The sequence below is a fragment of the Candidatus Eisenbacteria bacterium genome (assembly GCA_016867495.1).
Taxonomy (GTDB): domain Bacteria; phylum Eisenbacteria; class RBG-16-71-46; order CAIMUX01; family VGJL01; genus VGJL01.
The window spans coordinates 1-26,149 of record VGJL01000009.1; the positions used below are offsets into that span (position 1 = coordinate 1).

Consider the following 26,149-nt stretch of genomic DNA (forward strand, 5'->3'; position numbering starts at 1 on the left):
CCGAGCGCGCGGCCGTTCGGGATCGCGCGCGACGCGAGATTCCCTCCCCGTCCGAGGCGGCTCTTCGGTCCGATCCGTGTCCTGGTTCTCGTTCTCATGTCAAGCCCGAGCCGCCTTGACGCGTATAGGCAGGCGCAACGTCACGACGGTCCCTTTCTCTTGATCGGAATCGACTTCGACGTCCCCGGCATGCATCTCCAGAGCCTGACGCACGAGGGGGAGCCCGACGCCCGTTCCGCCTTCCTTGGTCGTGAAGTACAGATCGAAGACCTTCTCGATGTGCTCAGGCGGAATCCCGGGGCCCGTGTCCGCGACCGAGACACGGATCTCCGAATCGACGGCGCGGCTCTGCAGGATCACCCGTCCATCCCTTGAGGGAAGCGCCTGAAGGGCGTTCTTCACGAGGTTCTCGACCGCTTGTCTCATGACCTCGCGATCCGCATATGTCTCCGGAAGCTCCGCGAAGAGATCCAGGTCCAGGTCGAGACCGCTCAGGCCCGCCTCCGCCTTCATCGATTGCTGGACTTCTTCGAGCAACTCGTTGAGTCGCAGCGGGGCGGGAGCCACGGGACGCATCCTGGCGATCTTGAGGAATCCGCTGACCGCCCTTTGCAGTCTCTGGATCTCCTCCTGCGCTATGCGGACATGGCGCTCCACTTCCTCCGGCGGAAGGCTCCGCGATCCCCCGAGGATGCCGAGTTCAAGATTGATCGCTTGAAGCGGGTTGCGGATCTCGTGCGCGACTCCGGCGGCCATCTGGCCGAGACGCGTGAGGATCCGCGACTGGCTCATCATGGGATCGGCTTCCTGAAGGGCTGCCGGGATGCGGTCCAGCCTCTCGCGCTCGAACTTCTCGGAAAGGAGGTTCAGGTCGCGGACGAGCCTGCTGAACTCGTCGACGCCGCTCTCGGGAATCCTGCTCTCGAATCGGCCCTCGCGTAGGGCCGCCACGCCCGCCTCGATCTGGCGCAGCCGCTTCGACGCGAGTCCAGCCAGGACGAATCCCAGAGCGACTGCCAGAGCGATCTGGATTCCCGCCCCGGGGATTCCCCGCCGGAAGGCCTCCTGCACCTGGTCCCTGAGGAGAACCCCGGCGATGCCCACCCTGATCGACGCGAAAGGACGATCGCCGAGCTGAAGAGGGGCGTCGATCCCGTAGACCTGAGGCGATCGCAGGAGACTGACCAGCAGGGCCGCGCTCTCGGCCAGAGTGCGGACGCGGGGGAGCGGGGGCAACGGGTCGAGCCGCGAGCCGACCATCTCCGGGATCGTGTGGGCCACCGCGTTCCGGGATGGGTCGGCGATCGCCACAAAGAGCACCGCCGGGGCCTGCGCCGTGGCGGCCTGCAAGATCAAGTCGATCCGGGGATCCTCCTGGAGAGCCCGCATGGGGGAGGACGGCTCTCGTTGCGCGACGTGACCGATCTGGAGGAGGAGAGTCTGGACCACGAGCCCGGATTCCTCGGCCGCCGCGTCGGTCGCGAGGCGCAGGACATGGGTGAGCTGCACGAGGATCGAGATCGAGACGATCACGATCCCGAGCAGCAGGAGGGCGAGCGGCTGCCGGCCGCGCAGGGCGAATCTCATCCGGTCGCCTCGATGGAATCGGTCTCGCGTCCCCTGTAGCGCCTGAGCTTCAAGTGCAGCGTCTTCGGGCTCACGCCGAGCACGGCCGCCGCTCGCGTCTTGTTCCCGCCGCATGTCCGGAGGGTCTCCAGAATGACGGCCCTCTCCACGTCGTCCAGGGGCGCGCCGATCGTCACCTGCAGGGTGCCCGAGGAGGAAGCGTCGCGTCGCACGCTCGGGCGAACGGCCGGGGGCAGGTCGGTGGGGAGGATCTCGTCCGACTTGCTGAGAATGACCGCCCTCTGCACCGCGTTGCGCAGCTCGCGGACGTTCCCCGGCCAGTCATACTGGCGCATCAAGGCGAGCGCGTCCTCCGAGAAGCCGACGACGGCCTTTCCGTTCTCCAGCGCATACTCCCTGAGGAAATCGTGCGCCAGCAGCGGAAGGTCCTCCATCCTCTCGCGCAGGGCCGGTACGTCCAGCGTGATCACGTTCAGCCTGAAGTAGAGGTCCTCGCGGAAGAGACCCGAGGCGAGGCGCTCTTCGATCGCCGCGTTCGTCGCGGCGAGGACGCGCACGTCGATCGGGATCTCGCGCGTCCCGCCCACCCGGCGGACCTTGCGGTCTTCCAGGACCCTCAGGAGCTTGCTCTGGAGAGAGGCGGGCATCTCGGCGATCTCGTCGAGGAAGATCGTGCCTCCGTCCGCCAGCTCGAAGCAGCCGGGTCTCGACGCGCTCGCGCCCGTGAAGGCTCCCTTCTCATGACCGAGGATCTCGCTCTCGAGGAGCGTCTCCGGGATGGCCGCGCAGCTCAGCGCGATGAATCGGGCGGCGGATCGAGGGCTGAGACTGTGGATCGCGCGCGCCACGACCTCCTTCCCCGTCCCGCTCTCGCCCGTGATCAGGACGGACGCGTTCGACGGGGCGATCTGATCGATGAGGCGGTAGAGGGCCAGCATGGGAGCCGACTTGCCGACCAGTCTCTGGAAGCGGCCGCTGCGGATCATCTCGCGCCTCAGGAGGAGGACCTCCTGGCGCATCGCGGATCTCTCGAGCCCCTTGCGGATCACCGTCGCGAGCCGGTCGGGTTCGACCGGCTTGACGAGATAGTCGTAGACCCCGCGGCGGGTCGCTTCCACCGCGCTGTCGATCGTGCCGTGGGCCGTCAGGATGATCAAGGTGGACTCGATGCCGCGATCCTTGAGGTCGCCGACGAGTTGGAGTCCGTCGCGCCCCGGAAGCTGCAGATCGGTGATGACGAGATCGGGCGGGGAATCGATCGCCTTCGCGAGGGCCTCTTCGGCATCGGCGGCGACATCCACGTCGTGACCCATGCCGGAGATGATGTAGGCGATTCCTCTGCGGATCGGCTCCTCATCGTCGACGACCAGGATCTTGTACTGCTCGGTCATGGATCCCCCGCGTGTGCGGGCCCCGGCAGACTTCATGATGGAACCTGCCGGGCGGCCCCGTGTCCAAGTCATTGTGAGTCCGGAGGTGAACCTATCACAGGATCCTGCCTGCCGGGTAAAAAGGTAACGGTCAGACCTTTCTACACTGTTCGGCGACCGATCCGGGGAATCCGGGGGCGGTTCAGATTGAGCGTCGATCACATAACTTGTTTGGAATATTGCGATTATATTGAGCATCTTTGACGAGTCGATTTGGCACGGCTCTTGATAGTGAAGTGCGGCATCGGGCGACAGTCAGCGGGCTGTCGTATCGGTTTCAAAGAGACGGACTCCTCCAGGGTGAGGTCAACTGCCTGCCCCTCACCATCTCCTCCGAGGTGGAGTCCGTCTCTCCCCTTTTTCTCCGGTGGATGCAAACGCGCTCGAGGCCCAAGGATCGGCTCAGGAGCTAGGCGGGCTTGATCGGACTCGATGCGCGAGCAGGCGCGCCGCGATCGACGCGGGCCTCGATGGCCCTCTTCGCAAGGCTGCGGCTCTCTACTTCTCCTGCGGCGGCTTCTTCTCGTCCAGGCGGAACTTCACGGGCACATGAACAGCCATCTCGACCGGCTCCCCGTCCTTCTCGCCCGGCTTGAACGTCCACGTCCGGGCCGCGGCGAGCGCCGCGTCGCCGAACGCGGGATGTCCCTCGACACCCTCGACGATCTCCGCTCTTGCCACCCCGCCCTTCGAATCGATCAGGAGAGACAGAAGAACGGATCCTTCGCCCCCGCAGGCGAAGCGCGGGTCGATCGGCTTCCTCTCCTCGCGCGCCGTCTTGCCCTTCCGGTCTCGGGCGGATCCGTCTACGCTCTGATCGCATGAAGCGCTGTCCTTGGCCCGGTGCCGACCCGCTCGCGATCGCCTACCACGACAGCGAGTGGGGCGTGCCCGTGCATGATGATCGCAAGCACTTCGAGTTCCTCGTCCTCGATGGCGCGCAGGCGGGCCTCAGCTGGATCACGATCCTCCGCAAGAGAGAGAACTACCGCAAGGCCTTCGACGGATTCGATCCCCGGAAGGTGGCGAGATACGGCGCGCGCAAGCGGCGTTCCCTCCTCGCGGATCCCGGAATCGTGAGGAACAGGCTGAAGATCGAGGCCGCGATCGCCGGCGCGAAGGCGTTCCTGAAGGTCCAGAAGGAGTTCGGGTCCTTCGACGCCTACATCTGGGGTTTCGTGGCAGGCAGGTCGAAGCGGAACGCATGGCGCAGCCTGTCCGAGATTCCCACGAAGACCGCGGAATCGGAGGCGATGAGCAAGGACCTGATGAGACGGGGATTCCGCTTCGTCGGACCGACGATCTGCTATGCCTACATGCAGGCCGCAGGGCTGGTGAACGACCACGTTGTCGACTGCAGCCGATACAGGGCGGTGGGACGAAGGACGCGCCTCAGGGGGCCTGGGGATGTCGGGGAGGCGAATCGCAGTCGCGCATCGACTGCTGCCGTCAGGAGGATCGGATGAGACCCGAACCGAAGGCCGTCCTCCTCGACCTGTTCCACACGCTCGTCGACGTGAACGAGGCTCCCGGGCGCTCGGCGGCGAGCGTCCTCATGATCGATCCGATCGCCTGGAACCGCGCGATCGTGGAGCATGCGCGCCACCACGCGCTCGGAGAGGAGCCCGATCCGTTCGAGTCGCTGCGGCGGATCGCGCACGCCGTGGATCCGAGCATTCCCGAGGAGCGGATCGCCCGGGCGATGGAGGGGCGGGGGAAGAGGTTCCGGCACGCGCTCATTCACGTGCGACCCGCGGTGCTGGAAGCGCTGGGGGCGATCCGGGGCATGGGTTTGAGGACCGCCGTCGTCAGCAATGCCGGGCTTGACGAGATCGAGGCGTGGGACGAGTCTCCTCTCGCCCCGCTGATCGACGCGGCGCTCTTCTCCTGCATCGAGAAGGTCGCGAAGCCGGATGTCGAGATCTATCTGCGGGCCGCGGCCGCGCTTCAGGTCGACCCTTCCTCTTGCGTCTTCGTGGGGGACGGCGGCAGCCGCGAGCACGAGGGGGCCCGCAGCGCCGGGATGGCCACGGTCCTGATTCTCGCGATGCTCGAGGAGTCTCTTCCGGAGATCGCGGCGGGCCGCGAGAGGAACACGGACTGGGTCGTTCGGTCCTATCCCGAGCTGGTCGAAGTCCTGCGGGGGATGGTCCGCACAGCGGAGTAGCAGCGCTGCCGGAGAGCCGCTCTAGTCGTCGCCGTTGGCCTTGCGGGCCAGGAGCGCGACCAGGCTCCTCACGAGCGAGGCGGAGTTGTCGGCGGCGATCTGATAGAAGGCCTCGATATCCCGGCTCGCCGTCGAGTCGGCGCTGTCGCTGATGCTGCGCACGACGAGACAGGGCACGCCCATCTCATGGCAGACCTGGGCGACCGCCGCCCCTTCCATCTCCACAGCGTCCCCGCCCAGGCGGTCCCGCAGCGCTTCCTTCACCGGGTTCGACGCGACGAAGGCGTCTCCCGTCAGGATCACGCCCTGGATGACTCGAGGCGGCCGATCTCCCTCGGTTCCTGGAATCGGCCTGAGCCGGGCGCTCTCGGCCGCCTGAGCAGCGAGGGCGAGAAGATCGGCGTCTCCCGGGATGAAGAACGGATTCCGCTCGCCGGTGGCCGGGTTCCTCGTTGAGGTGTGCATCGTGGTGTCGGCCCCGAGGTAGAGGAAGTCGTGTTGGGCTGTCGCTGTCCCGATCACGATCTCGCCAGGTCGAAGGTCCGGATTCAGCGCTCCTGCGATTCCCGAGAAGAGGACCTCTCGCGGACGAAAGGCCCCCAGCAGGACTGTCGTTGTCATCGCGGCGTTCACCTTTCCGACTCCCGACTCCGCGACGACGACATCCCTGCCCTCGAGCACGCCCAAGGTGAAGGCGAGCCCGAACGCGGTCGAGTCCCTCTTCTCGCTGAGCGAGCCGCGGATCAGCTCAAGCTCCGGCGGGAAGGCGCCCAGGATCGCGGTCGCCCCTTCTCGGGAAGAAGCGACCGCGGCCGAGAGGAGAACCAGGCAGACTGCAGCCCAGACGACCGCCCCTCGCATGTCTCTAGCGCCCGGTCTGCGCCCCCTCCGGCGCGTAGACTTCGGTGCACCAGGACCGATAGCGGGCCTCTTGCCCGCGGGCGACCGCCAGGTAGAGGGTGCGCAGCTTCCTGGCGATCGGCCCGATCTTCCCGGCGCCGATGGCGTGGTGGTCGACTTCGATCACCGGCATGACCCCGACCCCCGTTCCGCAGAGGAGCATCTCCTCGGCGACATGGAGCTCCGAGCGATCGATCAAGCGTTCCTGGGTCTCCATTCCGAGATCGCGAGCAAGCTCGATCACGGTCGCGCGCGTGATCCCCTCGAGGATGTCCGCCGTGACCGGGGGAGTGATGAGGACTCCGTTGCGTACGATGAACATGTTGGCCGCGCTGGCCTCCGAGACGTGGCCGTCGCCCGAGAGCATCAAGGCGTCGTCGAACCCGCTCAGGGCGGCGTCGGTCTTCGCCAGCGCCGAGTTCACGTACGCGCCGACGATCTTCTTGCGGGCGGGCAGCGCGTTGTCATCGAGCCGCTTCCAGGCCGAGACGGTCAAGCGCGCCCCGGCGGGCCGATCGATGTACTCCCCGAAGGGGATGGCGAACATCGAGCAGTCGCACGGGAGATCGTGAAGCCGAACGCCGACGGCCTCCCCGGACTTGTAGGCGACCGGCCGGATATAGGTGTCGGTCTTGTACCCCTCCCGCCGCAGAAGCTCGGTCGTCGTGTCGCAGAGCTGGTCGCACGTGTAGGGAAGCTCCATGCGCAGGAAGCGAGCGTTCTGGATGAAGCGCTCGTAGTGCTCCCTCAACCGGAAGACGAGGAGCTGCTTCTCCTTGTCCGACCAGTAGGCGCGGATCCCCTCGAAGACCGCCGTGCCGTAGTTGAAAGCAGAGGTCATGATGCCGATCTTCGCGTCCTCGATCGCGACGATCTTGCCCTTGAAGAAGGCGAAACGATTCTGACTGGGCATCGCCCCACACCTCCCTTGAGGGCCGGCGAGCCGGTCCTCACCTTGCGCGGCGGGCGTCTCCGCCGCCGCGGATTCCCTTGGCGCTGTTCCCTTCGCCACGGACCACTCTACAGCATGCGGGCGATCTTCGCCCTCCTCTTGCGACCGGACGGAGGGATGCCACGGCCAGGCTAGCGCCTGACCTTCCCGACGGAGCGACGCATGATCGGCCGGGTCGGAGACGGCCTGGCGACTTCGCGGAAGCCTGCCCGTCGATAGGACGCGGCGAGCCCCTGGTACGCGAAGACGGGGGGCATGGCTGCGCTCTTCGGTTCCACCGCGTACCCTTCGACCACGCGTCCGCCCCGCGCGCGCACGAAATCGACCGCGGCGCGCAGAAGGGCCGTCGCGACCCCGAGCCTGCGGTGGGGGGCGGCGACGTAGAGGCAGACCACAGACCAGACCGGCTCGTCATCCAGCCTCTTGAAGAGCCTCGTCCGCTCGAGCCGCGGGAACTCTTCGCGAGGGGCCACGGAGCACCACCCGACGGGCCGCCCCTCATGGTAGGCGAGGATCCCGGGCATCCGCCCCGATCGGACGATCGCTCGCATGGCTCTGCAGTTCGCGTCCCCCTTGCCGGCGTCGAAGTCGGCCTTGGAAAGGCGCCACCACATGCACCAGCAGCCCCCGGCGCCGCCATGCCGACCGAGCAGCTCCTTGAAGTCCGACCACCTGTCCGCCGTGAGAGAGGCGAAGCAGAGGGACGCGCGGGCGCGCCGAGTTCTCGGCGAGTCTCGTTCTGGGCTCACTGGCATTCCTCCAGTTCTCCTCGATCGTCTGCCGGATGGGGCGGTCCACAATCAATCCGATGAGCCCTCGGCCTCCTCCGCCCGGCGGGAGGGAGTCTGCGGCACGGGGATCACGCAGAACAGGCTCGAACATTCGACTTCGACGACCTCCGGCTCGATGCCGATGCCGCGGGCCCACTGCGCGAAGTCGCTTGCCGAGGCCGTGGTCGCCCGAAACCCGTCCTTGCAGACGATCACCCCGTCTCGCGTCGCGCCCTCATCCAACTCACCGATCAGGCCTCGCGCGGATTGGGCTCTGAACCACGCCAGACGGTGCTCCCAGAAGGATGGGGAGTAGCTCGAGAAGAGGATCGAACCTCCCGCGCGAGTGACCCGCCTCGCCTCGGCAAATAGGAGCCGGGGATCGACCTTGAGGGCCGAGATGCCGTTCTGGATGCAGATGGTCAGATCCACTGATCCGTCGGACAAGGCCAGGCTTCTCGCGTCCGACGCCAGGAGGAAGGGCTCTCTTTCGGGAGGCTTTCCGTCCTCGCGGAGGTAGCCGCGGGCCATCTGGAGGCTCGACAGGGAATTGTCGACGCCGATGACCCGGCGGACCGCGGGGATCATGCGCTTCAAGACGCGTCCGTAGCCGCAGCCGAGCTCGAGGGCGACCGTCCCGGCTTTGGCCTTCGTCAGGACGAAGGCGATCTCGGCCTCGAGGTAAGCCTTCGTTCGAGGCGGAGCGCACTCGTAGCAGGCTCTGAGTCGCTCGGCGGAGAGCTTGTCCGCGTAGTAGCCGCGCGGGCCCGGACGATGCGGCGCCACCCCGATCCTAGGAGAGGGAGGCGCCCTTGGCGGACCCTTCCGGCTTCGCCAGCAGGAAGTCGATCTCCGCCTCGAACATCTTCTCGTTGCCCGGCGCGAAGCCAAGATGGCGGAAGACGATCTTGCCCTGTCTGTCGATGAGCAGGTTGGTCGGCACTCCCTTCAACCCGAAGAGGGAGCGCATCTGCCTCTGGTCGTCGACCAGGACCGGGAAAGTGGCCGCGTGCTCGGCCACGAACTTCTCTGCCAGCGCCGGACGATTGGTGGTCTCGACCGAGAGAATGACGAAGTCCTCGCCTCCCCGCCTCGCGTAGATCTCCTGCAGGTGTGGATACTCCACACGGCAGGCTCCTCAAGTGGGATGCCAGAAGTTGAGAAGGACGACCCGGCCGCGAAAGTCCTTGAGAGAGACCTGTTCCGCGGAAGCGAGAGTAGGCAGCGTGAAGTCGGGAGCCTCGGTCGCCCCCTCGGCCCGCCTGCGGGAGATCTCGGCCTCGATCTCCGCCAGCGAACCGCCGCCATCGCTCACGATTCGGGCCAGATTCCCGCGCAGGAGCGGACTCTCCATGTGGGAGAGGAGATCCATGTAGATCGGCTTCGCCTTCTCATCCATCCCCGCGGCGTCGTAGATGAGGGCCATGTGCTCGTCGATCTCATCGTTTCCCGGTCCGAGAATCGCGTAGGCCTCCTCCATGCGGGCCGCCGCGGTCGCGTGGTCCCCGTTCTTGTGGCGGGCCCATGCCTCGCTGTCGAGGCAGGAAGCGAGCATCTGCTCATCCTCGCCGGCGCGGGCCTTCGCGACCGCCTTCTCCAGGACCCTCACGGCCAGATCGAGGTGCTCGCCCGCTTCCGCCAGATCCCAGCCGACCGCGTTGTAGGGCCCCGGCGAAGCATGATCGGTCTTCAGGAAGTCCCGCAGTGCCCCGGGGACCGAGGCCGGATCCTCTGTTCGCGCAAGCTCGATGAGATCGACGTACGCCTCGCCGGCCTCCCGGCTAGAAGGGCGCTCCTTCACGAACTTGCGCAGGGCGGCCAGGCGGGCCGCGCCGTCCTCGAGGATCTCGATCTGGGCATAGGCGGCGCTGTCGGCGCCTTCCTCGGCCTCGGGACTCGACTTCCGATTCCCCGTGCATCCTGCCGTCCAGAGGAGCGGCAGGGAGAGGCAAACGAGAGCGAGCCATCTTCGATCGGTGGGGCTGAATCGCATGGAAATCTCCTTGTCCGCCGGGGTGAGTCGGCGCGGATCGATGTCCGAGTATAGGAGATCGGGTGGCGGCGCACAGCAGCGGGTGTGAACGAAGAAGAGGCGCCGGCTCCCCCCCGGCAAACGGGGGAACCGGCGCCCACTCTGGAGGCCCTCACGCCCGTCCCTTCCGGGTCCGCCCGTCTGGGGGACCCACGGGCTGCTGGCTGTCGTGGTCTCTAACCCTGGCGCGACGGTCTAGTTCCTGCGAAGGCGCTCCTGTTTCTCCTGACATTTCAGGCAGAAGCGCGCCTGCGGCAAGACCTCGAGCCTACGGCGGTCGATCTGCATGCCGCACCTCTCGCAGGCGCCGTAGACGCCTTCATCGATCCTCTGGATCGCTTCCTCTATTTCGTGGATGGTCCGACCTTGGGCGTCGGCAAGCAGGAAGGCGGACTCCCTGTCGGCTTCCTCCGTGGCGCAGTCGGCCATGTGGTTCGCGAAGGCGCCTCCGTCCTCTATGTAGCGCTGGCCCTGCTCCGCGACCGACTTCTTGAGCTGACCGAGGAGATGCCCCCTCTGGCCCAGCTCATCGAGAAGCCGGCGCTTGTAGCGCATGGTGGTCCTTGCGTCCATTGCTCCTCCTCCGAGTCCGAATGGGCAAATCCCTAGTCCCATGTGCGTTTCACCGGTCTTGGGCCCCCCCAAAGCGCCCGGCTGACGGACTCGAATCGTGATATGATCTCTGGAATCGTTCTAAAGTTCCAGCATTTTCTTTGGCGGGCGTCGATTCGGGAGCGAGGGGGTCATCCCGAGCGTTGCCAGATCCCCGGCAGGGGACCGGGATTGTGCAAGGGTGGTCCCGCGGCGTAAGGTCCATGGGGGAATAGATCCAGATTCGGCTCGGGGTTACAGGCCTGGGGCTGGACGAGCGATGGTGGAGGCAGGGGATGTTCGAGATCACGAGAGAAGTCAGCTTTTCCTACGGGCACCGCCTCCTCGGCCACGAGGGCAAGTGCGCCCGCCTGCACGGCCACAACGGCCGGCTCAGGGTGGCTTTGGCCGCCGAGAGGCTCGGACCGACCGGGATGGTCGTGGACTTCGGGGCCGTCAAGGGCATCGTCCGCGACTGGCTCGCGGAGACCCTCGACCACCGCCTGGTGCTCAGGGAGCGGGATCCGGCGGTCGCCGCCCTGAGGGCGATCGGGGAGCCGATCTACGTGGTCGACTTCGATCCGACCGCGGAGAATCTCGCGCGCCACATCTACGAGGGTCTTCTTCGGTTGGGACTTCCGGTCGTCGCGGTCTCGCTCGACGAGACCGAGGAATGCGCGGCGACCTACCGGCCCGGATAGGGTCCGGGTCGAGCCGCGCCCGCCGAGTCCTGGAGCGGCTGCAGGAGCAATGCCGCCCGCCATCGCGGGATCCGAGTGACGAACCAGACCGCTCCGAGGATGCAGATCAAGGCGCCGATCCTCACCGACCAAGGCGCTCCGAGCCTCTGCGCGACCGCGCCCTGGAGGACCGAGCCCACGGGCGTGAGGCCGACCAGGACGAACGTGTAGACGCTCAGGATCCTTCCCCTCATCTCATCGGGGGCGAGCCGCTGGAGGAGCGTGTTCGTCGTGGCGAGCTGGGTCACCATCGCGCCCCCGACAATGAACAGAAGGATCTCAGATAGCGCGAAGCTCCTCGAGTAGGAGAAGGCGACGAGGGAGAGCCCCAGGGTCGCCATGCCGAGGGCGACGAGGCGCGCGGAGCCCTTCGTGCTCGTCCGGCCCGCCAGCCTCAACGCTCCAACCACCGCCCCCGCTCCGAACGCCCCAAGGAGCAACCCGTAGGCGCGCGGCCCCTTTCCGAGCACGTCGTCGGCGAAGACCGGGAGGAGGATCGTGAAGGTGATGCCGAAGACGCTCGAGATCGCCACCGCTTGAAGGATCGAGCGGATGCGCGGCGTTGCGATCGTGAAGAGCAGGCCTTCCCTCACTTCCTGGAGAATCGGCCTCCGGGGACGCCTGGGCCTCTCGGGCAGGCGCATCGAGGCCAGGCCGACGATGATCGGCACGAAGGAGAGGCTGTTGAGGAAGAAGCAGGGCGCTTCTCCCGCCCCCGCGATCAGGATCCCCGCGATGGACGGTCCGATCACCCTGGCGACATTGAAGACCGAGGAGTTCAGCGCTACGGCGTTCAGAACGTCCTCCGCGCCGACCATCTCGATCACGAACGACTGGCGCGCCGGCATGTCGAAGGCGTTCACGGTGCCGAGGAGGAAGGCCACGACCAGGATGTGATGCACGGTCACGGCGCCCGTGAAGGTGAGAGTCCCCAGCGCCAAGGCAAGGCACAAGGAGACCGCCTGGGTGGCGATGATCAGCCTGCGCTTGGGGACCCGATCGACAATCACCCCCGCGAAGAGGGAGAAGAGCAGGACCGGCAGGAAGGTCGCCATCCCGGCCGCGCCCAGCCAGATCGGCTCGCGCGTCAATCGGTGGACGAGCCAGAGTATGGCGGAACTCTGCATCCAGGTTCCGATCAGCGACACGAGCTGGCCAAACCAGAACAGACGGAAGTTCCGATGACGGAGCGCGCGGAAGTAGTTGGAGAGGGCGCTCGTCCTCTGGCCGCTCCCCTCGCCTCCTCCGGTCCCGCCCTGGCCGGAGGCCTCCCCCTTGGCTCCCATAGGCCATCCATACTACTCCTCGGGCCGGGGATCGGGCCGGGGATCGAGCCGGGTTCCTCGACATGGGTTCCTCGACACGGATTCCCCGGCACGGCTCTCGACGGGGCTCATGGCGGACCGCCTCGCCGAGGCATGCGAACGGATGCCGGCCCTTGTCCCCAGGTGCTACTCTCTCGACCATGGAAACCGCGGCGCAGGCGGAGCAAGTCGTCATCGTCGGGGCCGGACCGGCCGGGATCGCCGCGGCGATCCAGCTCGCGCGCCTTGGCGTGAGGACCTTGCTGCTGGAGCGCGCGCAGCCGGGAGGGCTTCTCTCTAGCGCGGCCCTCGTGGAGAACTACCCCGGCTTTCCGTCGGGCGTCAGCGGCCCGGCTCTTGCGCGGATGTTCGTGGAGCAGGCGTTGCGCTTCGGGGCGACACCCATCCCCGCGGAAGTGACATCGCTGGCGCGCACCGAACGTGGATTCCGGGTCGCGACCGCCGCGGGAGTCTACACCTCCCAGATCGTCCTCATCGCGAGCGGAACCGATCCCCGCAGGCTGCCGGCGCTGAGTCTGTTCGCCGGCATGGAGGACAGGGTGGTCCATGACGTGCGTCCGCTCCTCGCTGCGGAAGGGAAGCGGATCGCGATCGTCGGGGCCGGGGACGCGGCGTTCGACTACGCCTTGAATCTCTCGATGAAGAACGAGATCCAGATTCTCAATCGAGGGACGCGGCGCAGGTGCCTTCCGCTGCTTTGGGAGAGAAGCCGGGCCGTGCCGAGCATCAGCTACCGCCCGGAGACGTCGATCATCGGGGCCTCCAGGTCCGGGCTCGGACGGATCGCCCTCGAGTGCTCGGGCCCCGCGGGTCCGATCCGCATCGAAGTCGACTATCTGCTCGCCGCGCTCGGGCGCGATCCATCGCTCTCCTTCGTCGCCCCGGAGCTGATGGAGAAGGCCGCCGAGCTGGAGCAGCGGGGTCTGCTCCACTTCGCCGGGGACGTGAAGAATGGGGACTGCCGGCAAGCCGCCGTCGCGGTCGGCGACGGCGTGCGGGCCGCGACCAGGATCCGCCTCGTCCTGGAAGGGGGGCTCGCATGAGGGTCATCGCCCGCAGCGGAGAAGAACGTGTCGCCGTCGTCTACCTTGCCGAGATGCGCGATGGCCGCCACGTCGAGTTCGCCGAATCGATCCAGCCGCCCATTCCCCGGGAGGACAAGTGGGTCCTTCTGATCTCGACGATGTTCGGGTGCCCGATTCGCTGCCTCATGTGCGACGCCGGGGGGCACTACCGCGGCCGGATGACGAAGGATGAGATTCTCGGGCAGATCGACTACCTGATCGGTCGCCGTTTCCCGGACGGCCTGCTGCCGGCCGGTCAGATCAAGATCCAGTTCGCGCGCATGGGGGAACCGGCGTTGAACCCGGCGGTCCTGGATGCTCTCGAGGAGCTCCCGGGCCGCTATCGCGCCCGGGGGCTGATGCCTTCGATCTCGACGATGGCTCCCGCGGGAGCAGACGCCTTCTTCGAACGGCTGCTCTCGATCAAGAATGCCCTCTACTCCCGCGGCCGCTTTCAGCTCCAGTTCTCGATTCACACGACCGACGAGCCTCTGCGGGACGGGCTCATTCCCGCGAGGAAGTGGACGCTGGGGCAGATCGGTCGATACGGCGAGCGGTTCCACTCGGACGGAGACCGGCGGATCACTCTCAACTTCGCGTTGCCCGCGCGGTTTCCGATCGACCCTGCCGTCATGTTCAGGCACTTCGATCCGGAGAGGTTCCTCGTCAAGATCACGCCGCTGAATCCGACCTATCGCGCCCGTGAGAACCGGATGGAGACGCATGTCAGGACGGGAGGGGAGCCGTTCGATCGTGGCGTCATCGACTCTCTGCGGGAAGCAGGGTACGAGGTGATCGTGAGCATCGGTGAGGAGATGGAGAGCCAGATCGGAAGCAACTGCGGGCAGCTCGTGCGCCGCCACCTCGCCGCCGCCGAGCCGATTCCGGACGGGTACGGGATGTGCGCGCTCCGGACCGAGGGGAACGCCCCCCCGGCCGGCAATTCCATGCGGCGGGGGATCGAATTCTCCTGCTGAGGCGGGCCGGCAGGGTCGCTATTCTACTCGACGACCTTCCAGGAACGAGGAGCGAGGCGTGCTCGACAAGGAATGCGGCGGAGCGGGCCAGGGCCCGGAGGGAGACCGGGCCCACGACGGGAGACAGGTGCGCGAGCCGGCGCAGCCCGGGCAAGGGGTGCTCGAGCTGCGGCGCCGGGCGCTTGCCTTCGGCTTCGGATTCATAGCCCTCTCGATCCTCGCGCTGCTTGTCGCGATCTACCTCCAGATCGTCCGACCGATCCTCTGGGCGAGCACGCTCGCCGTCCTCTTCTATCCCCTGCACCGAGGGATCCTCCACCTCGCCCGGAGGAGGGCGATCGTGGCCGCGTCGATCAGCACGGTCCTCTCGGTGGCGATCCTCTTCATCCCCGCCTTTCTCATCACATTCAATCTGGTGAGCGAGGTGCGCAATCTCTGGCCCGGCATCAGGGACAGCCTGGGCCCGGAGGCCTATCAGTCGATCTCGCGATGGCTCGAGGAGTCCCCCTTCAAGGGCGTCACGCACTTCCTGGTCGGCACGCGGCCCGATACGGGACCGATGGCGATCGAGGCGGAGCTGGAGAAGGGCGTCACGTGGATGCAGGGGTTCCTCCTCGACAAGATGAGAAGCGTCACGCTCGGCGTGCCGGCCCTTCTCTTCGAGGCCGCAATCACCCTGCTCGCCTTTTTCTTCTTCCTCCGCCACGGGCCGGGCTGGATCGAGGCGATCCAGGGGGCTCTTCCGCTGGAACCCGACCACTCTCGCCGGCTCTTCAGGATCGCCGGACAGACGATCAACGCCGTCTTTCGCGGCGTGATCCTGACGGCCGCGACGCAGGCGGTCCTCGCCGGCGTGGGTTTCTGGGTCGCCGGAGCCAAGGTCCCGATCCTGCTCGCCTTCGTGACCTTCATCGCGGCGCTGATCCCGTTCGTCGGCCCTGTGGCGGTCTGGCTTCCCACGGCGCTGGCTCTCTATATCTCGGGGAAGACCGGCGCGGGGATCGGCCTTGCGATCTACGGCACGCTCGTCGTCAGCCTCGTCGACAACTTCCTGCGCCCCTACCTGATCGGCCGCGAGATGAAGCTCCCCGTCCTCTGGCTCTTCCTCTCGATCCTCGGCGCGCTCAGGCTCTTCGGATTCCTCGGAGTCGTGGTGGGCCCCGCGGCGCTCGCCCTCGCCTTCGCCTGCTACAGGATCTACACGGAAGGCAGGAGGTCGGCGGCCTAGGGCCCGGGGTCGATCGAGATCAGCTCCCGCGGGATCCGCGCGACCGCCGCCAGGCGACCCAGAGTCGACGGGCCGCGAGGGCGAGGGCCAATCCGATCGCGGCGTAGATCCCTCCTCGGAGGACCGGCGGGAGGGGGGAGGCCCGGAGGAGCCGTCCGAAGAGGGCCATCCCGACGACGAGCCCCCAGCTCCTGAGCGATAGGAACCCGCCGATGCAGCGGCCATCGCCCCGCTCCTCGACTCTCCGCACGAGCCCCCGCGCGGCTCGATCAAGGATGAGCCTCGACTTCAGGAGAGCCAGTCCCGCCGAGAAGAGGAGAACCGCGTAGCGCAGGGGCGATGAGCTTCCGAGGATCCAGAACGCCCCCGCTCCGGCAAGCCCGGCGCCGACCAGGGTCCAGAGCAAGGCGGCGGCCAAGAGATGGGTCCGCATCGAGGCCGCGGGCTTCAGCGATCGGAAGGCGCTCATCGCGTCGTAGATTAACCTGCCACGGCCGTGACCGGAATGGTTCGTTAGGTGACGGCCTCGATCGAGATGTGATAGTCTGCCGGGCTCGCTTCTCGGGATGGAATCGCGCGGCGGCCCGAGACACGCGGGGCCGGGCGAGGACGCGCCCGAGGGAGCGAGGCGGCCGCGAGCCCGGAAGAGGAGGGAGCTTTGAGCGAGACACCCACCGTTTACTTCTCCGTCGACGTGGAAGCGTCGGGCCCCTTTCCGCCCGAGTTCAACCTCGTCTCGATCGGCGCCGTCGAAGTGCGTTCATCCGGCGGGGAACACCGCCTCGGGCGGGAGTTCTATGTCGAGCTGAAGCCGATCTTCCCCGGTTTCCGGGCGGAATCGATGGCGGTCCACGGAATCGCCCGCGAGCACCTCGAGACGAAAGGCGCCGACGCCCGAGAGGCGATGGAGGCGTTCGCGGCATGGACCCGCTCCTGTCTTCAACCGGGCGAAGCCCCGGTCTTCGTCGGGCACAACGCGGTCTTCGACTGGGCCTACATCAACTACTACTTCCAGCACTTCGGAATGGAGAACGTCTTCGGGTACAAAGCGCTCGATTCCAAGTCGCTGGCCGTCGGCGTGCTCGGCATCTCCTGGTGGGATGCGAACAAGGACTTCCTTCTGACCAGGATCCCGGGACTGGTCGGGATCGCTCCCGAGGAGGCCCACAACGCTCTCCACGACGCGCGATTCCAGGCCCGGATCCTCGCGGCCCTTCTCGATTGGAAACGGTGAGCCGTACTGCCGGCATCCGGGGCCGCGCGCGCTGCAGGGAAGAACGGGCCCCGCTTCTCGGCGCACACATGTCGATCGCGGGCGGGCTGCATCATGCGATCGAGCAGGCGGCGATCCACCGCTGCGCCGCCGTGCAGCTCTTCAGCAAGTCCTCGAACCAGTGGGCCGCCCGGCGCATCACGCAGGAGGACGTCGACCGCTGGACTGCCGCCCTGGCGCGGAGCCCGATGGCGACGGTGGCGCATGACTCCTACCTGATCAATCTCGCCTCGCCGGATCCAGAGCTCTTGCGGAAGTCGCGGGCGGCCTTTCTCGAGGAGGTCCGGCGGTGCGATCTCTTGGGCATTCCCTTCCTCGTCTTCCATCCCGGCGCGCACATGGGGGTAGGAGAGGACGAGGGACAGAGCGCGGTCGCCCGAAGCCTGGACTGGGTCTGCGAGCGATCAGAGGCTTCGAGGACCCTCCTGCTCCTCGAGACGACCGCGGGCCAGGGGACGAGCCTCGGATACCGCTTCGAGCACCTGGCGGCGATCCTCGAGCGGAGCCGGGCCGCGCAGAGGCTCGGGGTCTGCCTCGACACATGCCATGTCTTCGCGGCCGGCTACGACATCCGGACGGAAGAGGGATACGCGTCGGTCATCCGGGAGTTCGATCGCCGTGTCGGTCTGCGGATGCTCCGCTGCTTCCACGTGAACGACTCGAAGAGGGAGCTGGGCTCCCGCGTCGATCGCCACGAGCACATCGGCAAGGGGCATATCGGTTCCCGCGCCTTCGGCTTTCTGATGAGGGATGAGCGCTTCGCCGGGATCCCGAAGATCCTCGAGACGCCGAAGGAAGGCGAAATGGATCGGAGGAACCTGGCTCTTCTGCGGAGACTCGCCTCGATGGACGACTCCCCGCGGGCGCGGGGAAGCGGCCCAGGATAGGCCGCTCCGCGCCCGAGGGTAGGAAAGTCTCTCTCCCGCGAGTGCGGGAGGCCCGCGTCACTTGAGAATCGTGATTCGTCTCTGTTCGCTGATGCCGTCTCCCTCGATCCGCAGGAAGTAGATCCCCGCGTCGAGGCGCCTGAGGCTCCACTCGATCCCCGAGCCCGCTGCGGCGGCATCGATGCTCATCTGGTCGATCCGCCTGCCGGAGACATCGTGCAGGGTCGCGCCGAGCCGCCCGGAAGCGGCGCCGGCCACCTGGATGCGGATCCCGTCCTGCGCGGGATTCGGGAAGACCGCCACGGGAGAGTCCGCGCCCGAGATCCCCTCCGGCGCGTCGACGGTCAGATCGGCCGATCCACCGGCCGCGTGGTAGCGGGCCGCGAACTCCTGAAAGAAGAGGTTCGAGACACGGAAGTCCTCGATCATGAGCAGATTCTCGTCGTTCTCGTTGTTCGCGGCGTTGGACCAGTTGGAGCTTCCGGTCACCGTGATGGGGCGGCCCAAGTGCTGGTTTACGTCGAGGATCATGTACTTGTGGTGCAGCGATCCGGTCTCCGCGTCCAGCCAGACGTCCGCCGGGGGATCCCACGGATACGACCCGGTGCCGATCATGTTGTGGTACTGGCTGTACTGGCTGCCCTGCTCCGCGCGGTCGAAGACGCCGCGCACGGGGTAGCCGGGAACGGAGGTGAACCTCTCCTGGAGGGCGATGTTCACATCGGCGCGCGTGAAGGCGAGGATGCCGAAGTGGGCCGAGCTGGCCGAGGCGCCGATCCATCCGCAGAGCGCCCCGATCTGGTTGTCGGAGGGGCCGAAATAGACGGCCGCCGGCCGCCCGCTGATGTTGAATCGCTTCGGCGTGTCGTCCAGCTTGAGGGCGCCGAAGCGGGAGAGGTCCGGGTCGGGCGAGTTGCCCGATGACCCCCACATCTCGTTGATCTCGGCCGTGTAGACCTCCGCGAGGGATTCGTCCTGGATGAGGACGATGTTCTGTATGTCTGTGTAGGTCCCCTCGGAGTTGATGTTCCACGATCCCGTCAGCACCCAATCGTCGGAGAAATCGGTGTCCAGGCGATGATCGAAGACCCAGAACTTATCGTGCATCAGCCCGCCGCCCGAGTTGTTGGGGCCGTAGGAGTCGTCGATCACGGTGATGCCGGCCTGGACGAGGCGCAGGACTTGCTGCTGCATCTGGTCGCGGTTCTCCGTGACGAAGCGGATCGCCACGCCCCGATTGTGAGCGGCGATCAGCGCGTCGGCGGGAGACTGCAGATCGAAGCTGTAGATGGCGACGTCGATCGAGTGATCCGCGGCCGCGATCCGCTCGACCAGCACTGCGGCAAGATCGGTGTTGCCGTTGGCGGGCTCGCCCAGGGCCAGGGCCGTCTCGACGCTCTTGTTGAAGTAGACCCGCGTCTCGCCGGAGGAGCGGCTCCCTGAGCAGAAGCGCAGCCCGGGGAGGCTCGTCTCGCCGTCCTCGTTCTCGCTCGTCACGCGATACATGTGGATGAGGGCCGGGGAGAGACCCGTGGCGGTCAGCGAGTGCGCAGTGACCGGCGTCGGATCGTAGACGGAGCCAAGTTCGTAGGAGGTTGTGTATCCGAACTCGAGACGCGAGTCCGCAGGATAGTCGGTCTCCCATTCGATCGTGACCTGGTTCGGCTGGATGTCGGTCTCGTGGGGGAGCACCGTGAAGGCGGGGCCCGGAAGAGGGATGATGTCGGCTTGCCGGCGCGGGAGGATCTCGTAGCCTGACGTGTAGGGGGGCGAGAACCCGCCGAACTGCTTCAGGACGCCGATCACATCGAAGTGCGCCTGCGGCGGGGGGAGGCTCCCCACGCCCGTGTCGCCGTCGATCCACATGTCGCAGGTCCCGGACTCGTCATGAAGGGTGACGAGCTGATTCGGACCCCAGGTCCCCGTGTAGCTCACGCGGGGCAGCCGGATCAGCATGCTCTCCTGAGGCTCGCAGTAGTTCTGGCCGAACTGGTTCGCCACCTGGCTGCAGTTCATCGTATAGGGCTCGGGGAGAGGCTGGCCCGTCGCGTGGACCGTCCATGTGTTGAGAGCGACCTCGGTGTGGCCCCGGTAGTGAGCAATCGTCCCATTGAAGGTGATGGAGTCGCCGATCGCGAAGGTGGCGGGGACGGAGCTCTTGTAGATCATCACGGCGCCAGTCGCGTCCTGGACATAGACCTCGGTGTAGGAGGACGTGAATGTCCCTGTGCCCGCCGTGACGACTCCGGTGACGCTCACCGCCGTCCCGATGGTGTAGGGCGCTATGGGAATCCCGCGATAGTCGTTGCAGTGGAGGTTTCCCATCGGCACCGCCATGGCGGCATGGCCCGCGAGGGGGATGAGCAGAAGGGCGATCAGGATCGTTCGTCCGGATGGGCGGCGTGGCATGGTGCCTCCTCGTAGCGTGGTGGTGGCGTCTCCTGAGAGTCGATCTCACACAATTATACCATGGCGGGGCTTCCTGGGGCAGCACGATCCCGAGCGCCATCTGCTAGGATCCGGGCAGGGAGGGAGGCATGAGAAGGAGGGCAGTGGCGGTCTGGGACCTCAGATCGGGGCCGTGTCGCGCGATCGTGGTGTTCGGTCTCTTTGCCCTGGCCGTGCAGAGCCCGTGCCGCGCCCAGCCGGCGCCCGAGAACCCGATCCTCGATCCCGCGCAGGAAGCGCTCGCGCAGCAGATCTTCAACGAACTGGTCTCTCCATGTTGCTGGACGACGACGGTCGCGCAGCATGGCTCCGGGGCCGCGCCAAGGATTCAGGCCGAGGTGCGAGGGATGATCGCGGGCGGAATGGGTCACGCGGCGATCGTGGACCACTACGTTCAGGAGTACGGCGAGCGGATCCTCGCCAAGCCCAAGAAGAGGGGATTCAACCTCGCCGCCTACTGGGTACCGTATGCGGCGATCGCGATCGGGCTCGCGGCGATCGCGACGGTCTTCCGCCGACGAATGGGGACGGCGAGACGGCCTTCCGACAGCGGGAAGGAAGCGACCTCGGGAGCGGCGCGGGCGGCGCCGACGGCCGCGGGGCCCCCGCCTGCGGGCACGGACGAGGAATACCGGAGGCGCCTCCAGGAAGAGGCGCGCCGGCTCTCCTAGGCGCGCTAGGTCAGGAACATCGGCAGGCCGATCTTGGAGTTGATCCGCGGCCGGTAGTTCTCCGCATCGTAATAGGCGGCCACATCCACGGCCCTCTTTCCGGAGATCGCCGTCTCGATCGGAACGACGGCGTAGCACCCGTCTCGCAGGGCGACCATCTCGCCGCGCTTCCCCTCTTGGAGTCTGGCATAGGCAAGCTGGGCGAAGTTCGTCGCGACCATCCGATCGACCGAATCGGGAGGACCGCTCCGCATCAGATAGGCGAGCCGCTGCACGAGCACCGATCTGCCCGTGATCCTCTCCAGCTCCGCGCCGACAAGATCGCCGATTCCGCCCAGTTTCATGTGCCCGTACGCATCCGGCGAACCGCTCTCGATCCTCGATCCACCCTTCAGCGTCGCCCCCTCGCTTATCACGAGGATCGCGTAGTGGCTCGGATTGCAGTCCTGGTCCTCGCAAAGGAAGCGAGAGAGCTTTCCGAGATCGACGGGAACCTCGGAGATCGCGGTACGGTCGGCGCTGCCGAGGAATCCGGTGAAGAGCGCTGTCTCACCGCAGTAGCGCCCAAAGAGCTCGACCACCGCGATCCTCTCGTGGGAGCCGGCGGGCGTGCGCAGATCGATGAGGAAATTCACGCTCCTCGTCACGGCCGTGGAGAAGCCTATGCAGTAGTCGGTCCCCGGAACGTCGTTGTCCATGGTCTTGGGAATCCCCAGGACGGGGAAGCCCATCTTGTTCAAGTGGACAGCGTAGCTCAGCGTGTCGTCCCCCCCGATGGCGACGAGCGCGTCGAGGCGCAAGGCCTTGAGGACGGCCAGGACATGGTCGGTCAGATCCGCCGTCTTCGCATCCGGCGGGACGGCCCCCTCCAGGTGAGCGGGAAGCTCGGAGCGCTTGACCTTGGCCGGATTGGTGCGGGATGTGTGAAGGAAGGTCCCTCCGTGGCGGTCGACGGTGCGGACCCGAGTGCGATCGAGGGGGATCACCGATGCCCCGTCCGGCCTCGCGGTGTCGATCTCCAGGAGCCCCAGCCAGCCGCGCTTGATTCCGAGGACCTCGCAGCCATCATCGGCTGCGCGCAGCGTCAGGGCCCTGATCGCGGCGTTCAAACCAGGGACATCGCCTCCGCCCGTCAGAACGCCTATCCGCTTGAGCCGGCTCATTCGTCCCCTCCTTGTGTCGACGGCGCTTCATGCGCCGTCCCCGTCGGTCCTTCGAGCAACGTGAGACATGGTGGATCGGTCTCGATCCTGGCTTCGAGCCCCACGGGGAGAGGCTGAAACACCTTCTCGTGTCCGTAGGGGAATCCGGCGATCGACGGGACTCCCAGGCAACCGACGTGATCATGAAGGACGGCGGCGAGCGCCTCCGCTCCGGAAGCGCCGTCCCTCGGGACGCAGTTCGTGAACTGCCCGAGCACAAGTCCAGCCAGTCCATCGAGGGCGCCCGCGGATCGCATCTGCGTCAGCATCCGGTCCACGCGCTGGGGCGGTTCATCGATCTCCTCGAGGACGAGGATTGCGCCGCGCAGCGAGGGGAGGAAGCGGGTTCCGACGAGGGAGCAGAGAAGCGAGAGGTTCGCGGGGATGAGCGGTCCCTCGGCTGAGCCGCTCCGCCATGCCGCCAAGGGGTGCGCCTCGGCCGAGCCGTGCGGGTCGAGGGCGCCGTGCGGGTCGAGGGCGCCGTGCGGGTCGAGCGCGCCGATCGCTCCGAGCGGCCGGGGATCGCGGAGAATCCGCAACATCCTCGTCACGAGCGGCTCCGGAGCCCCTCCGCCGAGGTCGGTCGCGATCATCGGACCCGAGAGCCCTGTCCAGCCGAAGCGTCCCCAGAAGAAGAGGTGAAGCGCCGTCAGGTCGCTTCGCCCCACGATCCAGCAGGGGGGCGTGCCCTGGGGGAGATCCTCGAGGAGTTCCAGCAACCTCGTACAGCCCACGCCGCCCCGCGCAGCGAAGACCGCCCCGATGGACGGATCGAGAAGGAACTCCCTCAGCTCGCGCGCGCGACTCGCGTCCGGTCCGGCCCAGACCCCGTCATGGATGCCGCAGCTCGTCCCGACCACGACCTCGAATCCCAACCGGCGAAGACGCTCGATCCCGGCCTCGAGCGCCTCCCTCGGGGCGGGGCTTGCGGGCGCCGTGACCGCGACACGGGCGCCGGGTCCTAGCAAGGGTGGATCGACTCTCCGCATGGCGGGAGATTACCACCGTCTTTGAGCGTCGCGCAGCAGAGGGGAGAGGCGCAAGGATGCTCCCCAACATCCTCGGACGGCGAGCGGTCGACCGTCGTCAAACCGCTCGTGCTCAGCGCTCGCCGGTTCTCTTCGGGACGAGGAACAACTCCGGCCGGGTCGGCATCCCCGTCACGGGCCAGAAGCTGGTCTCGTCGTTGAACACGCGCCGCTGGCTCTCGTAGTGGTCCGCGATGCGTGGGAGCCCGCCATAGTCCAGATGCGATCCCCGAAGCCTGACCAGGTTGATGATCACCGCGCCGAATCGGCGCGACCGGATCGCGTCGTGCATTTCCTCCAGGAGCCGCTGCCGGATCTGCCCCTTCTCCGCCCGAAGGACGTCGAGCACGGCCATTCCCTGCGCGTGCGTCTCCTTGCCGGCCAGCGCCGCGAGATAGCCGTGGCTCGGCATGAGGACCTCTCCATCGACCCGGGCGATCATCTCGATCAAGCGCCGTCCCTGAGCTTCATCCTCCTTCGTCGGTATCTGCTTCCCCGGGGAGTAGACGAGGATCGCGAGCTGGACGATCCACGCCAGGAAGCAGAGAGACGGGACCGCCCTCCCGCGCAGGCTCGGCGCGATCGCCCCCGCGCGCGGGGCCGTACGCCTGCCCCATTCGATCAGCGCGTGGGAACCGAGCCCGGCGAGGATGGCCAGGGCGGCGCAGGCAGGGATCAGGACATTGTCATACCCGCCTTCGTGGAGGCGGGACACGTAGGAGGTCCCGATCATCGCGAGCGCGAAGAGGGGATAGAAGAGGCGCCCCCGGATAGCCGCGCCGCGCGAGAGAACGAACCAGGGAACGGAGAGGGCGATCGCGAGCGGAAGATGCGGGAGCAGATCCTTGATCCAGAACTGGACATAGACCTCGGGCAGGATCGGATGGCGGCGGGGCAGCTCGAAGACATAGTAGCTGTACCAGCCGTGATGGACCGCGTTCAGTAGCAGCGTGCTTCCCCCGATCAGCACGGCCTGGGAGAGCAAGAGGATCAGGCCGCGCCGCGGATCGGCGACGAGAATCGCCAGGACGACCGCACCGATGGCGGGGAGGGTCGATTGCTTCGTCAGGAAGGACAGACCGAGGGAAAGGCCGGCGAGAAGAAGCCATCGAGGCGAACGCTCGCCCAGCGAGAGGTAGCTGCCGAGCAGGAGGAGGGCGATGGCGAGGCTGTCGACCCGCGCGATGTCGAGCCAGGCCCCCGAGATCCGGAACGTCGCCGCGAAGAGGCCGGCGCTGATCAGGGGGAATCTCCACCCGCGCGTCTCCCGCCGGACTAGGAGGGCGATCAGGGCCAGGATCGCGAGCGAGGAGAGGAAGGACAGGAGCCGCAGCGGCAGGAATCCGACTCCCGTCACAAGGGAGATCAGGGCGGCCAGGTAGAAGTAGAAGGGGGTGTAGATGTAGGGGATGAAGGCGAGCGAGGGCGCTCCGTAGAGCGGTCTCCCCGCGAGGATCCACCCGACGTGATCGACCGCGCCCCCTTCCATCCACTCCAGCTCGAACGGATAGCCGATGCGCGAGAGCGCGATCGCGATGTAGGCGCCGATATAGGCCAGCCCAAGCGCGACGGCAACCGCGCCCAGCAGGCGGGTGGGAGAGTCGGCCGGCTGCTCCTTCATGCGATCGACGGATGCGCCCTGGGGCTCCGCCTAGCGCGCGCCCTGGCCCACCGCGGGAGAGCCGCGCCGCGCGTACTCGTCGAACAGGCGTCCCCACGGGGTGGTCTCGCGCCACCGCTCGAAGACCTTCCGATCGCGCGCCGGCCAGCGGTAGTAGTCGTGATAGACTTCGCTGCCCAGGATGAAGGCATTCACCAAGGGCGTGCGGAAGAAGAAGTTCTGGAAACGCTTCAGCGGCCCGAACCAGAGCAGGTCGCCCACGCGGCTCGCGCCGTTGTCTCCGACCTGGAATCCCCACGACTCGGCCAAGGCGCCGTCGCCGACAATCTCGACGTCCCGCAGGTCGCCGCAGCCGAGCCCCTTCTCGTGCGCGATCCGGATGTAGTCGATCGACATCGGATCGAACCCCATCATCCGCGCGGCGAGAGCGTCGATCGCGACCTGATCCGCGGAAGCGAGCATCCAATTCTTGATCTCCGGGAACATGGTGCGCGGCCCCGGCCCGTTTCCCGCCGTGGTTCCATCCATGACGGCGAAGATGCCCGAGTGGATCTCTTTCTGGATGGCGAGAAGATCGACGAGAGTCTGATGGATCCAGGAGTGGGTGTAGTGGCGCTTGGTGTTGAGGAGTCCGCCGAAGGCGTTCTTCATTGCGCCTGTCGTCGTCGTGTAGATGTGGCACTTTACCGTCGGCAGATGAACGATGTTCTTGCCGAAGAAGTAGTCCGGAACCGTGATCCCCTCGGGATAGATGCGGTCCAGGACGAGCATCGGCGCCTTCGGCCTATAGACGACCCACTTCATGTCCTCGGGCTTGAAGTTGTAGAGGACGGGGACCTTGTACTCGTGGAAGAGGGGAACGTAGTGGTTGAGATCCTCTCCCTTGAACGCGTTGGTGACGACCGTCTTGTTCTGGACGCAGACCTGATCCTCGAATCCCGCCGCGCGGAGCGCGAGGATCGTCCCCTCGAGCTGCCACGGGGTCGTGTTGGCGCCCGGAAAGGGGAAGTGCCAGGAGATGTTGTCCTTCAGGATGGTGGTCTTCGATGGGTCCAGAACCTCACGCACGCGCGCGAGGTCCATCAGACGCCGGATGTCGTCGAGGATCGTCTCGGGGCGCGCTTTCAACGCGGCGACGATGGGCTTGGCCATTGCGATCTCTGCGATCTCCTCTCTCGTTGTGACGATTCCGCGTGTTGCCCGCTCCCACACGCCGGGCGGGGGGCGGTGCGGGATCCTGCCCGGCGCGCCACTGT

25 protein-coding genes and 1 pseudogene are annotated in these 26,149 nt (G+C 66.8%); 9 read left to right on the forward strand and 17 right to left on the reverse strand.

Annotation, left to right across the window (positions count from 1 at the left end):
- Positions 1–99: 99 nt before the first annotated feature.
- From FJY88_02615 to FJY88_02625, 3 genes are all read right to left on the reverse strand, one after another.
- Positions 100–1,701, reverse strand: coding sequence for a HAMP domain-containing protein (locus FJY88_02615; protein MBM3286232.1), 1,602 nt, complete (start codon positions 1,699–1,701; stop codon positions 100–102).
- On the reverse strand, positions 1,584–2,978 hold the full coding sequence (locus FJY88_02620; GenBank protein ID MBM3286233.1) for a sigma-54-dependent Fis family transcriptional regulator: 1,395 nt from the start codon (positions 2,976–2,978) through the stop codon (positions 1,584–1,586). The genes FJY88_02615 and FJY88_02620 overlap by 118 nt, the downstream gene beginning before the upstream one ends.
- A 537-nt stretch (positions 2,979–3,515) precedes the next feature.
- The gene (locus FJY88_02625; GenBank protein MBM3286234.1) at positions 3,516–3,770 is read right to left on the reverse strand and encodes a TonB family protein; all 255 of its coding nucleotides are present in this window, start codon (positions 3,768–3,770) and stop codon (positions 3,516–3,518) included.
- Positions 3,771–3,838: 68 nt separating this feature from the next.
- On the opposite strand from FJY88_02625, the gene FJY88_02630 reads away from it, so the two are divergent.
- The gene (locus FJY88_02630; protein MBM3286235.1) at positions 3,839–4,483 is read left to right on the forward strand and encodes a DNA-3-methyladenine glycosylase I; all 645 of its coding nucleotides are present in this window, start codon (positions 3,839–3,841) and stop codon (positions 4,481–4,483) included.
- Complete coding sequence (locus FJY88_02635; GenBank protein ID MBM3286236.1) at positions 4,480–5,184, forward strand: HAD family hydrolase; 705 nt, start codon at positions 4,480–4,482, stop codon at positions 5,182–5,184. Before FJY88_02630 ends, FJY88_02635 begins: the two co-directional genes overlap by 4 nt.
- A 21-nt stretch (positions 5,185–5,205) precedes the next feature.
- Here the strand turns inward: FJY88_02635 and FJY88_02640 are convergent, their stop codons facing one another.
- The 7 genes from FJY88_02640 to FJY88_02670 all read right to left on the reverse strand — a co-directional run bounded on the left by FJY88_02640 (position 5,206) and on the right by FJY88_02670 (position 10,453).
- Positions 5,206–6,045 carry a 5'-methylthioadenosine/adenosylhomocysteine nucleosidase gene (locus tag FJY88_02640; GenBank protein ID MBM3286237.1) on the reverse strand — a complete coding sequence of 280 codons (840 nt, stop codon included), beginning with the start codon at positions 6,043–6,045 and terminating at the stop codon, positions 5,206–5,208.
- Between the two features lie 4 nt (positions 6,046–6,049).
- Positions 6,050–6,997 (reverse strand): branched-chain amino acid transaminase, encoded by a 948-nt coding sequence (locus FJY88_02645; protein MBM3286238.1) that lies wholly within the window; start codon positions 6,995–6,997, stop codon positions 6,050–6,052.
- Between the two features lie 170 nt (positions 6,998–7,167).
- Positions 7,168–7,791: a GNAT family N-acetyltransferase gene (locus tag FJY88_02650; protein ID MBM3286239.1), complete on the reverse strand. Its 624-nt coding sequence runs from the start codon at positions 7,789–7,791 to the stop codon at positions 7,168–7,170.
- A gap of 45 nt (positions 7,792–7,836) precedes the next feature.
- A complete protein-coding gene (locus FJY88_02655) occupies positions 7,837–8,700 on the reverse strand; it encodes a class I SAM-dependent methyltransferase (GenBank protein MBM3286240.1) in 864 nt (287 codons plus the stop codon).
- The gene (locus tag FJY88_02660; protein ID MBM3286241.1) at positions 8,600–8,932 is read right to left on the reverse strand and encodes a TlpA family protein disulfide reductase; all 333 of its coding nucleotides are present in this window, start codon (positions 8,930–8,932) and stop codon (positions 8,600–8,602) included. Before FJY88_02660 ends, FJY88_02655 begins: the two co-directional genes overlap by 101 nt.
- Before the next feature lie 12 nt (positions 8,933–8,944).
- Positions 8,945–9,160, reverse strand: coding sequence for a redoxin domain-containing protein (locus FJY88_02665; GenBank protein ID MBM3286242.1), 216 nt, complete (start codon positions 9,158–9,160; stop codon positions 8,945–8,947).
- A gap of 873 nt (positions 9,161–10,033) precedes the next feature.
- Complete coding sequence (locus FJY88_02670) at positions 10,034–10,453, reverse strand: hypothetical protein (protein ID MBM3286243.1); 420 nt, start codon at positions 10,451–10,453, stop codon at positions 10,034–10,036.
- A 272-nt stretch (positions 10,454–10,725) separates the two neighbouring features.
- Between FJY88_02670 and FJY88_02675 the strand changes: the two genes are divergently transcribed.
- Positions 10,726–11,130 (forward strand): 6-carboxytetrahydropterin synthase, encoded by a 405-nt coding sequence (locus FJY88_02675; GenBank protein MBM3286244.1) that lies wholly within the window; start codon positions 10,726–10,728, stop codon positions 11,128–11,130.
- Here the strand turns inward: FJY88_02675 and FJY88_02680 are convergent.
- Positions 11,115–12,455: an MFS transporter gene (locus FJY88_02680; protein ID MBM3286245.1), complete on the reverse strand. Its 1,341-nt coding sequence runs from the start codon at positions 12,453–12,455 to the stop codon at positions 11,115–11,117. The two genes, FJY88_02675 and FJY88_02680, sit on opposite strands and share 16 nt — an antisense overlap.
- Before the next feature lie 62 nt (positions 12,456–12,517).
- Between FJY88_02680 and FJY88_02685 the strand changes: the two genes are divergently transcribed.
- The 3 genes and pseudogenes from FJY88_02685 (at position 12,518) to FJY88_02695 (ending at position 15,763) form a co-directional block, all read left to right on the forward strand.
- On the forward strand, positions 12,518–13,537 hold the full coding sequence (locus FJY88_02685) for an NAD(P)/FAD-dependent oxidoreductase (protein MBM3286246.1): 1,020 nt from the start codon (positions 12,518–12,520) through the stop codon (positions 13,535–13,537).
- Positions 13,534–14,454: pseudogene (locus FJY88_02690) on the forward strand (radical SAM protein). The gene FJY88_02685 and the pseudogene FJY88_02690 overlap by 4 nt, the downstream one beginning before the upstream one ends.
- Entirely contained in the window at positions 14,366–15,763 is a 1,398-nt protein-coding gene (locus FJY88_02695; protein MBM3286247.1) for an AI-2E family transporter, read from the forward strand. The pseudogene FJY88_02690 and the gene FJY88_02695 overlap by 89 nt, the downstream one beginning before the upstream one ends.
- 19 nt (positions 15,764–15,782) lie before the next feature.
- Here the strand turns inward: FJY88_02695 and FJY88_02700 are convergent, their stop codons facing one another.
- On the reverse strand, positions 15,783–16,232 hold the full coding sequence (locus tag FJY88_02700; protein MBM3286248.1) for a hypothetical protein: 450 nt from the start codon (positions 16,230–16,232) through the stop codon (positions 15,783–15,785).
- A 102-nt stretch (positions 16,233–16,334) separates the two neighbouring features.
- Here FJY88_02700 and FJY88_02705 point away from each other — a divergent pair, with 102 nt between their 5' ends.
- Together FJY88_02705 and FJY88_02710 are read left to right on the forward strand one after the other, a co-directional pair.
- A complete protein-coding gene (locus FJY88_02705) occupies positions 16,335–16,997 on the forward strand; it encodes a 3'-5' exonuclease (protein ID MBM3286249.1) in 663 nt (220 codons plus the stop codon).
- A gap of 68 nt (positions 16,998–17,065) precedes the next feature.
- Positions 17,066–17,923, forward strand: coding sequence for a deoxyribonuclease IV (locus tag FJY88_02710; protein MBM3286250.1), 858 nt, complete (start codon positions 17,066–17,068; stop codon positions 17,921–17,923).
- A 57-nt stretch (positions 17,924–17,980) separates the two neighbouring features.
- Here FJY88_02710 and FJY88_02715 read toward each other — a convergent pair whose 3' ends face one another.
- Positions 17,981–20,332 carry a T9SS type A sorting domain-containing protein gene (locus FJY88_02715; protein MBM3286251.1) on the reverse strand — a complete coding sequence of 784 codons (2,352 nt, stop codon included), beginning with the start codon at positions 20,330–20,332 and terminating at the stop codon, positions 17,981–17,983.
- Between the two features lie 128 nt (positions 20,333–20,460).
- Here FJY88_02715 and FJY88_02720 point away from each other — a divergent pair, with 128 nt between their 5' ends.
- Positions 20,461–21,042 carry a hypothetical protein gene (locus tag FJY88_02720; protein ID MBM3286252.1) on the forward strand — a complete coding sequence of 194 codons (582 nt, stop codon included), beginning with the start codon at positions 20,461–20,463 and terminating at the stop codon, positions 21,040–21,042.
- A 5-nt stretch (positions 21,043–21,047) separates the two neighbouring features.
- Here the strand turns inward: FJY88_02720 and FJY88_02725 are convergent, their stop codons facing one another.
- The 4 genes from FJY88_02725 to FJY88_02740 all read right to left on the reverse strand — a co-directional run bounded on the left by FJY88_02725 (position 21,048) and on the right by FJY88_02740 (position 26,045).
- A complete protein-coding gene (locus tag FJY88_02725; protein MBM3286253.1) occupies positions 21,048–22,205 on the reverse strand; it encodes an ATP-dependent 6-phosphofructokinase in 1,158 nt (385 codons plus the stop codon).
- The gene (locus FJY88_02730) at positions 22,202–23,233 is read right to left on the reverse strand and encodes an LD-carboxypeptidase (protein MBM3286254.1); all 1,032 of its coding nucleotides are present in this window, start codon (positions 23,231–23,233) and stop codon (positions 22,202–22,204) included. The genes FJY88_02725 and FJY88_02730 overlap by 4 nt, the downstream gene beginning before the upstream one ends.
- Before the next feature lie 112 nt (positions 23,234–23,345).
- A complete protein-coding gene (locus FJY88_02735) occupies positions 23,346–24,893 on the reverse strand; it encodes a hypothetical protein (protein MBM3286255.1) in 1,548 nt (515 codons plus the stop codon).
- A 30-nt stretch (positions 24,894–24,923) separates the two neighbouring features.
- A complete protein-coding gene (locus FJY88_02740; GenBank protein MBM3286256.1) occupies positions 24,924–26,045 on the reverse strand; it encodes a DUF362 domain-containing protein in 1,122 nt (373 codons plus the stop codon).
- Between the last annotated feature and the right edge of the window lie 104 nt (positions 26,046–26,149).

What these genes read in the sequence shown, in the direction of transcription:
- FJY88_02615 (MBM3286232.1), bottom strand. Translation starts at nt 1,701, where the DNA reads ATGCGGCGGGAACAAGACGCGAGCGGCGGCCGTGCTCGGCGTGAGCCC.
- FJY88_02735 (MBM3286255.1), bottom strand. Translation starts at nt 24,893, where the DNA reads ATGAAGGAGCAGCCGGCCGACTCTCCCACCCGCCTGCTGGGCGCGGTT.
- FJY88_02665 (MBM3286242.1), bottom strand. Translation starts at nt 9,160, where the DNA reads ATGGAGAGTCCGCTCCTGCGCGGGAATCTGGCCCGAATCGTGAGCGAT.
- FJY88_02620 (MBM3286233.1), bottom strand. Translation starts at nt 2,978, where the DNA reads ATGACCGAGCAGTACAAGATCCTGGTCGTCGACGATGAGGAGCCGATC.
- FJY88_02700 (MBM3286248.1), bottom strand. Translation starts at nt 16,232, where the DNA reads ATGAGCGCCTTCCGATCGCTGAAGCCCGCGGCCTCGATGCGGACCCAT.
- FJY88_02730 (MBM3286254.1), bottom strand. Translation starts at nt 23,233, where the DNA reads ATGCGGAGAGTCGATCCACCCTTGCTAGGACCCGGCGCCCGTGTCGCG.
- FJY88_02685 (MBM3286246.1), top strand. Translation starts at nt 12,518, where the DNA reads ATGGGTTCCTCGACACGGATTCCCCGGCACGGCTCTCGACGGGGCTCA.
- FJY88_02725 (MBM3286253.1), bottom strand. Translation starts at nt 22,205, where the DNA reads ATGAGCCGGCTCAAGCGGATAGGCGTTCTGACGGGCGGAGGCGATGTC.
- FJY88_02645 (MBM3286238.1), bottom strand. Translation starts at nt 6,997, where the DNA reads ATGCCCAGTCAGAATCGTTTCGCCTTCTTCAAGGGCAAGATCGTCGCG.
- FJY88_02740 (MBM3286256.1), bottom strand. Translation starts at nt 26,045, where the DNA reads ATGGCCAAGCCCATCGTCGCCGCGTTGAAAGCGCGCCCCGAGACGATC.
- FJY88_02670 (MBM3286243.1), bottom strand. Translation starts at nt 10,453, where the DNA reads ATGGGACTAGGGATTTGCCCATTCGGACTCGGAGGAGGAGCAATGGAC.
- FJY88_02715 (MBM3286251.1), bottom strand. Translation starts at nt 20,332, where the DNA reads ATGCCACGCCGCCCATCCGGACGAACGATCCTGATCGCCCTTCTGCTC.
- FJY88_02710 (MBM3286250.1), top strand. Translation starts at nt 17,066, where the DNA reads ATGTCGATCGCGGGCGGGCTGCATCATGCGATCGAGCAGGCGGCGATC.
- FJY88_02650 (MBM3286239.1), bottom strand. Translation starts at nt 7,791, where the DNA reads ATGCCAGTGAGCCCAGAACGAGACTCGCCGAGAACTCGGCGCGCCCGC.
- FJY88_02640 (MBM3286237.1), bottom strand. Translation starts at nt 6,045, where the DNA reads ATGCGAGGGGCGGTCGTCTGGGCTGCAGTCTGCCTGGTTCTCCTCTCG.
- FJY88_02635 (MBM3286236.1), top strand. Translation starts at nt 4,480, where the DNA reads ATGAGACCCGAACCGAAGGCCGTCCTCCTCGACCTGTTCCACACGCTC.
- FJY88_02675 (MBM3286244.1), top strand. Translation starts at nt 10,726, where the DNA reads ATGTTCGAGATCACGAGAGAAGTCAGCTTTTCCTACGGGCACCGCCTC.
- FJY88_02630 (MBM3286235.1), top strand. Translation starts at nt 3,839, where the DNA reads ATGAAGCGCTGTCCTTGGCCCGGTGCCGACCCGCTCGCGATCGCCTAC.
- FJY88_02680 (MBM3286245.1), bottom strand. Translation starts at nt 12,455, where the DNA reads ATGGGAGCCAAGGGGGAGGCCTCCGGCCAGGGCGGGACCGGAGGAGGC.
- FJY88_02720 (MBM3286252.1), top strand. Translation starts at nt 20,461, where the DNA reads ATGAGAAGGAGGGCAGTGGCGGTCTGGGACCTCAGATCGGGGCCGTGT.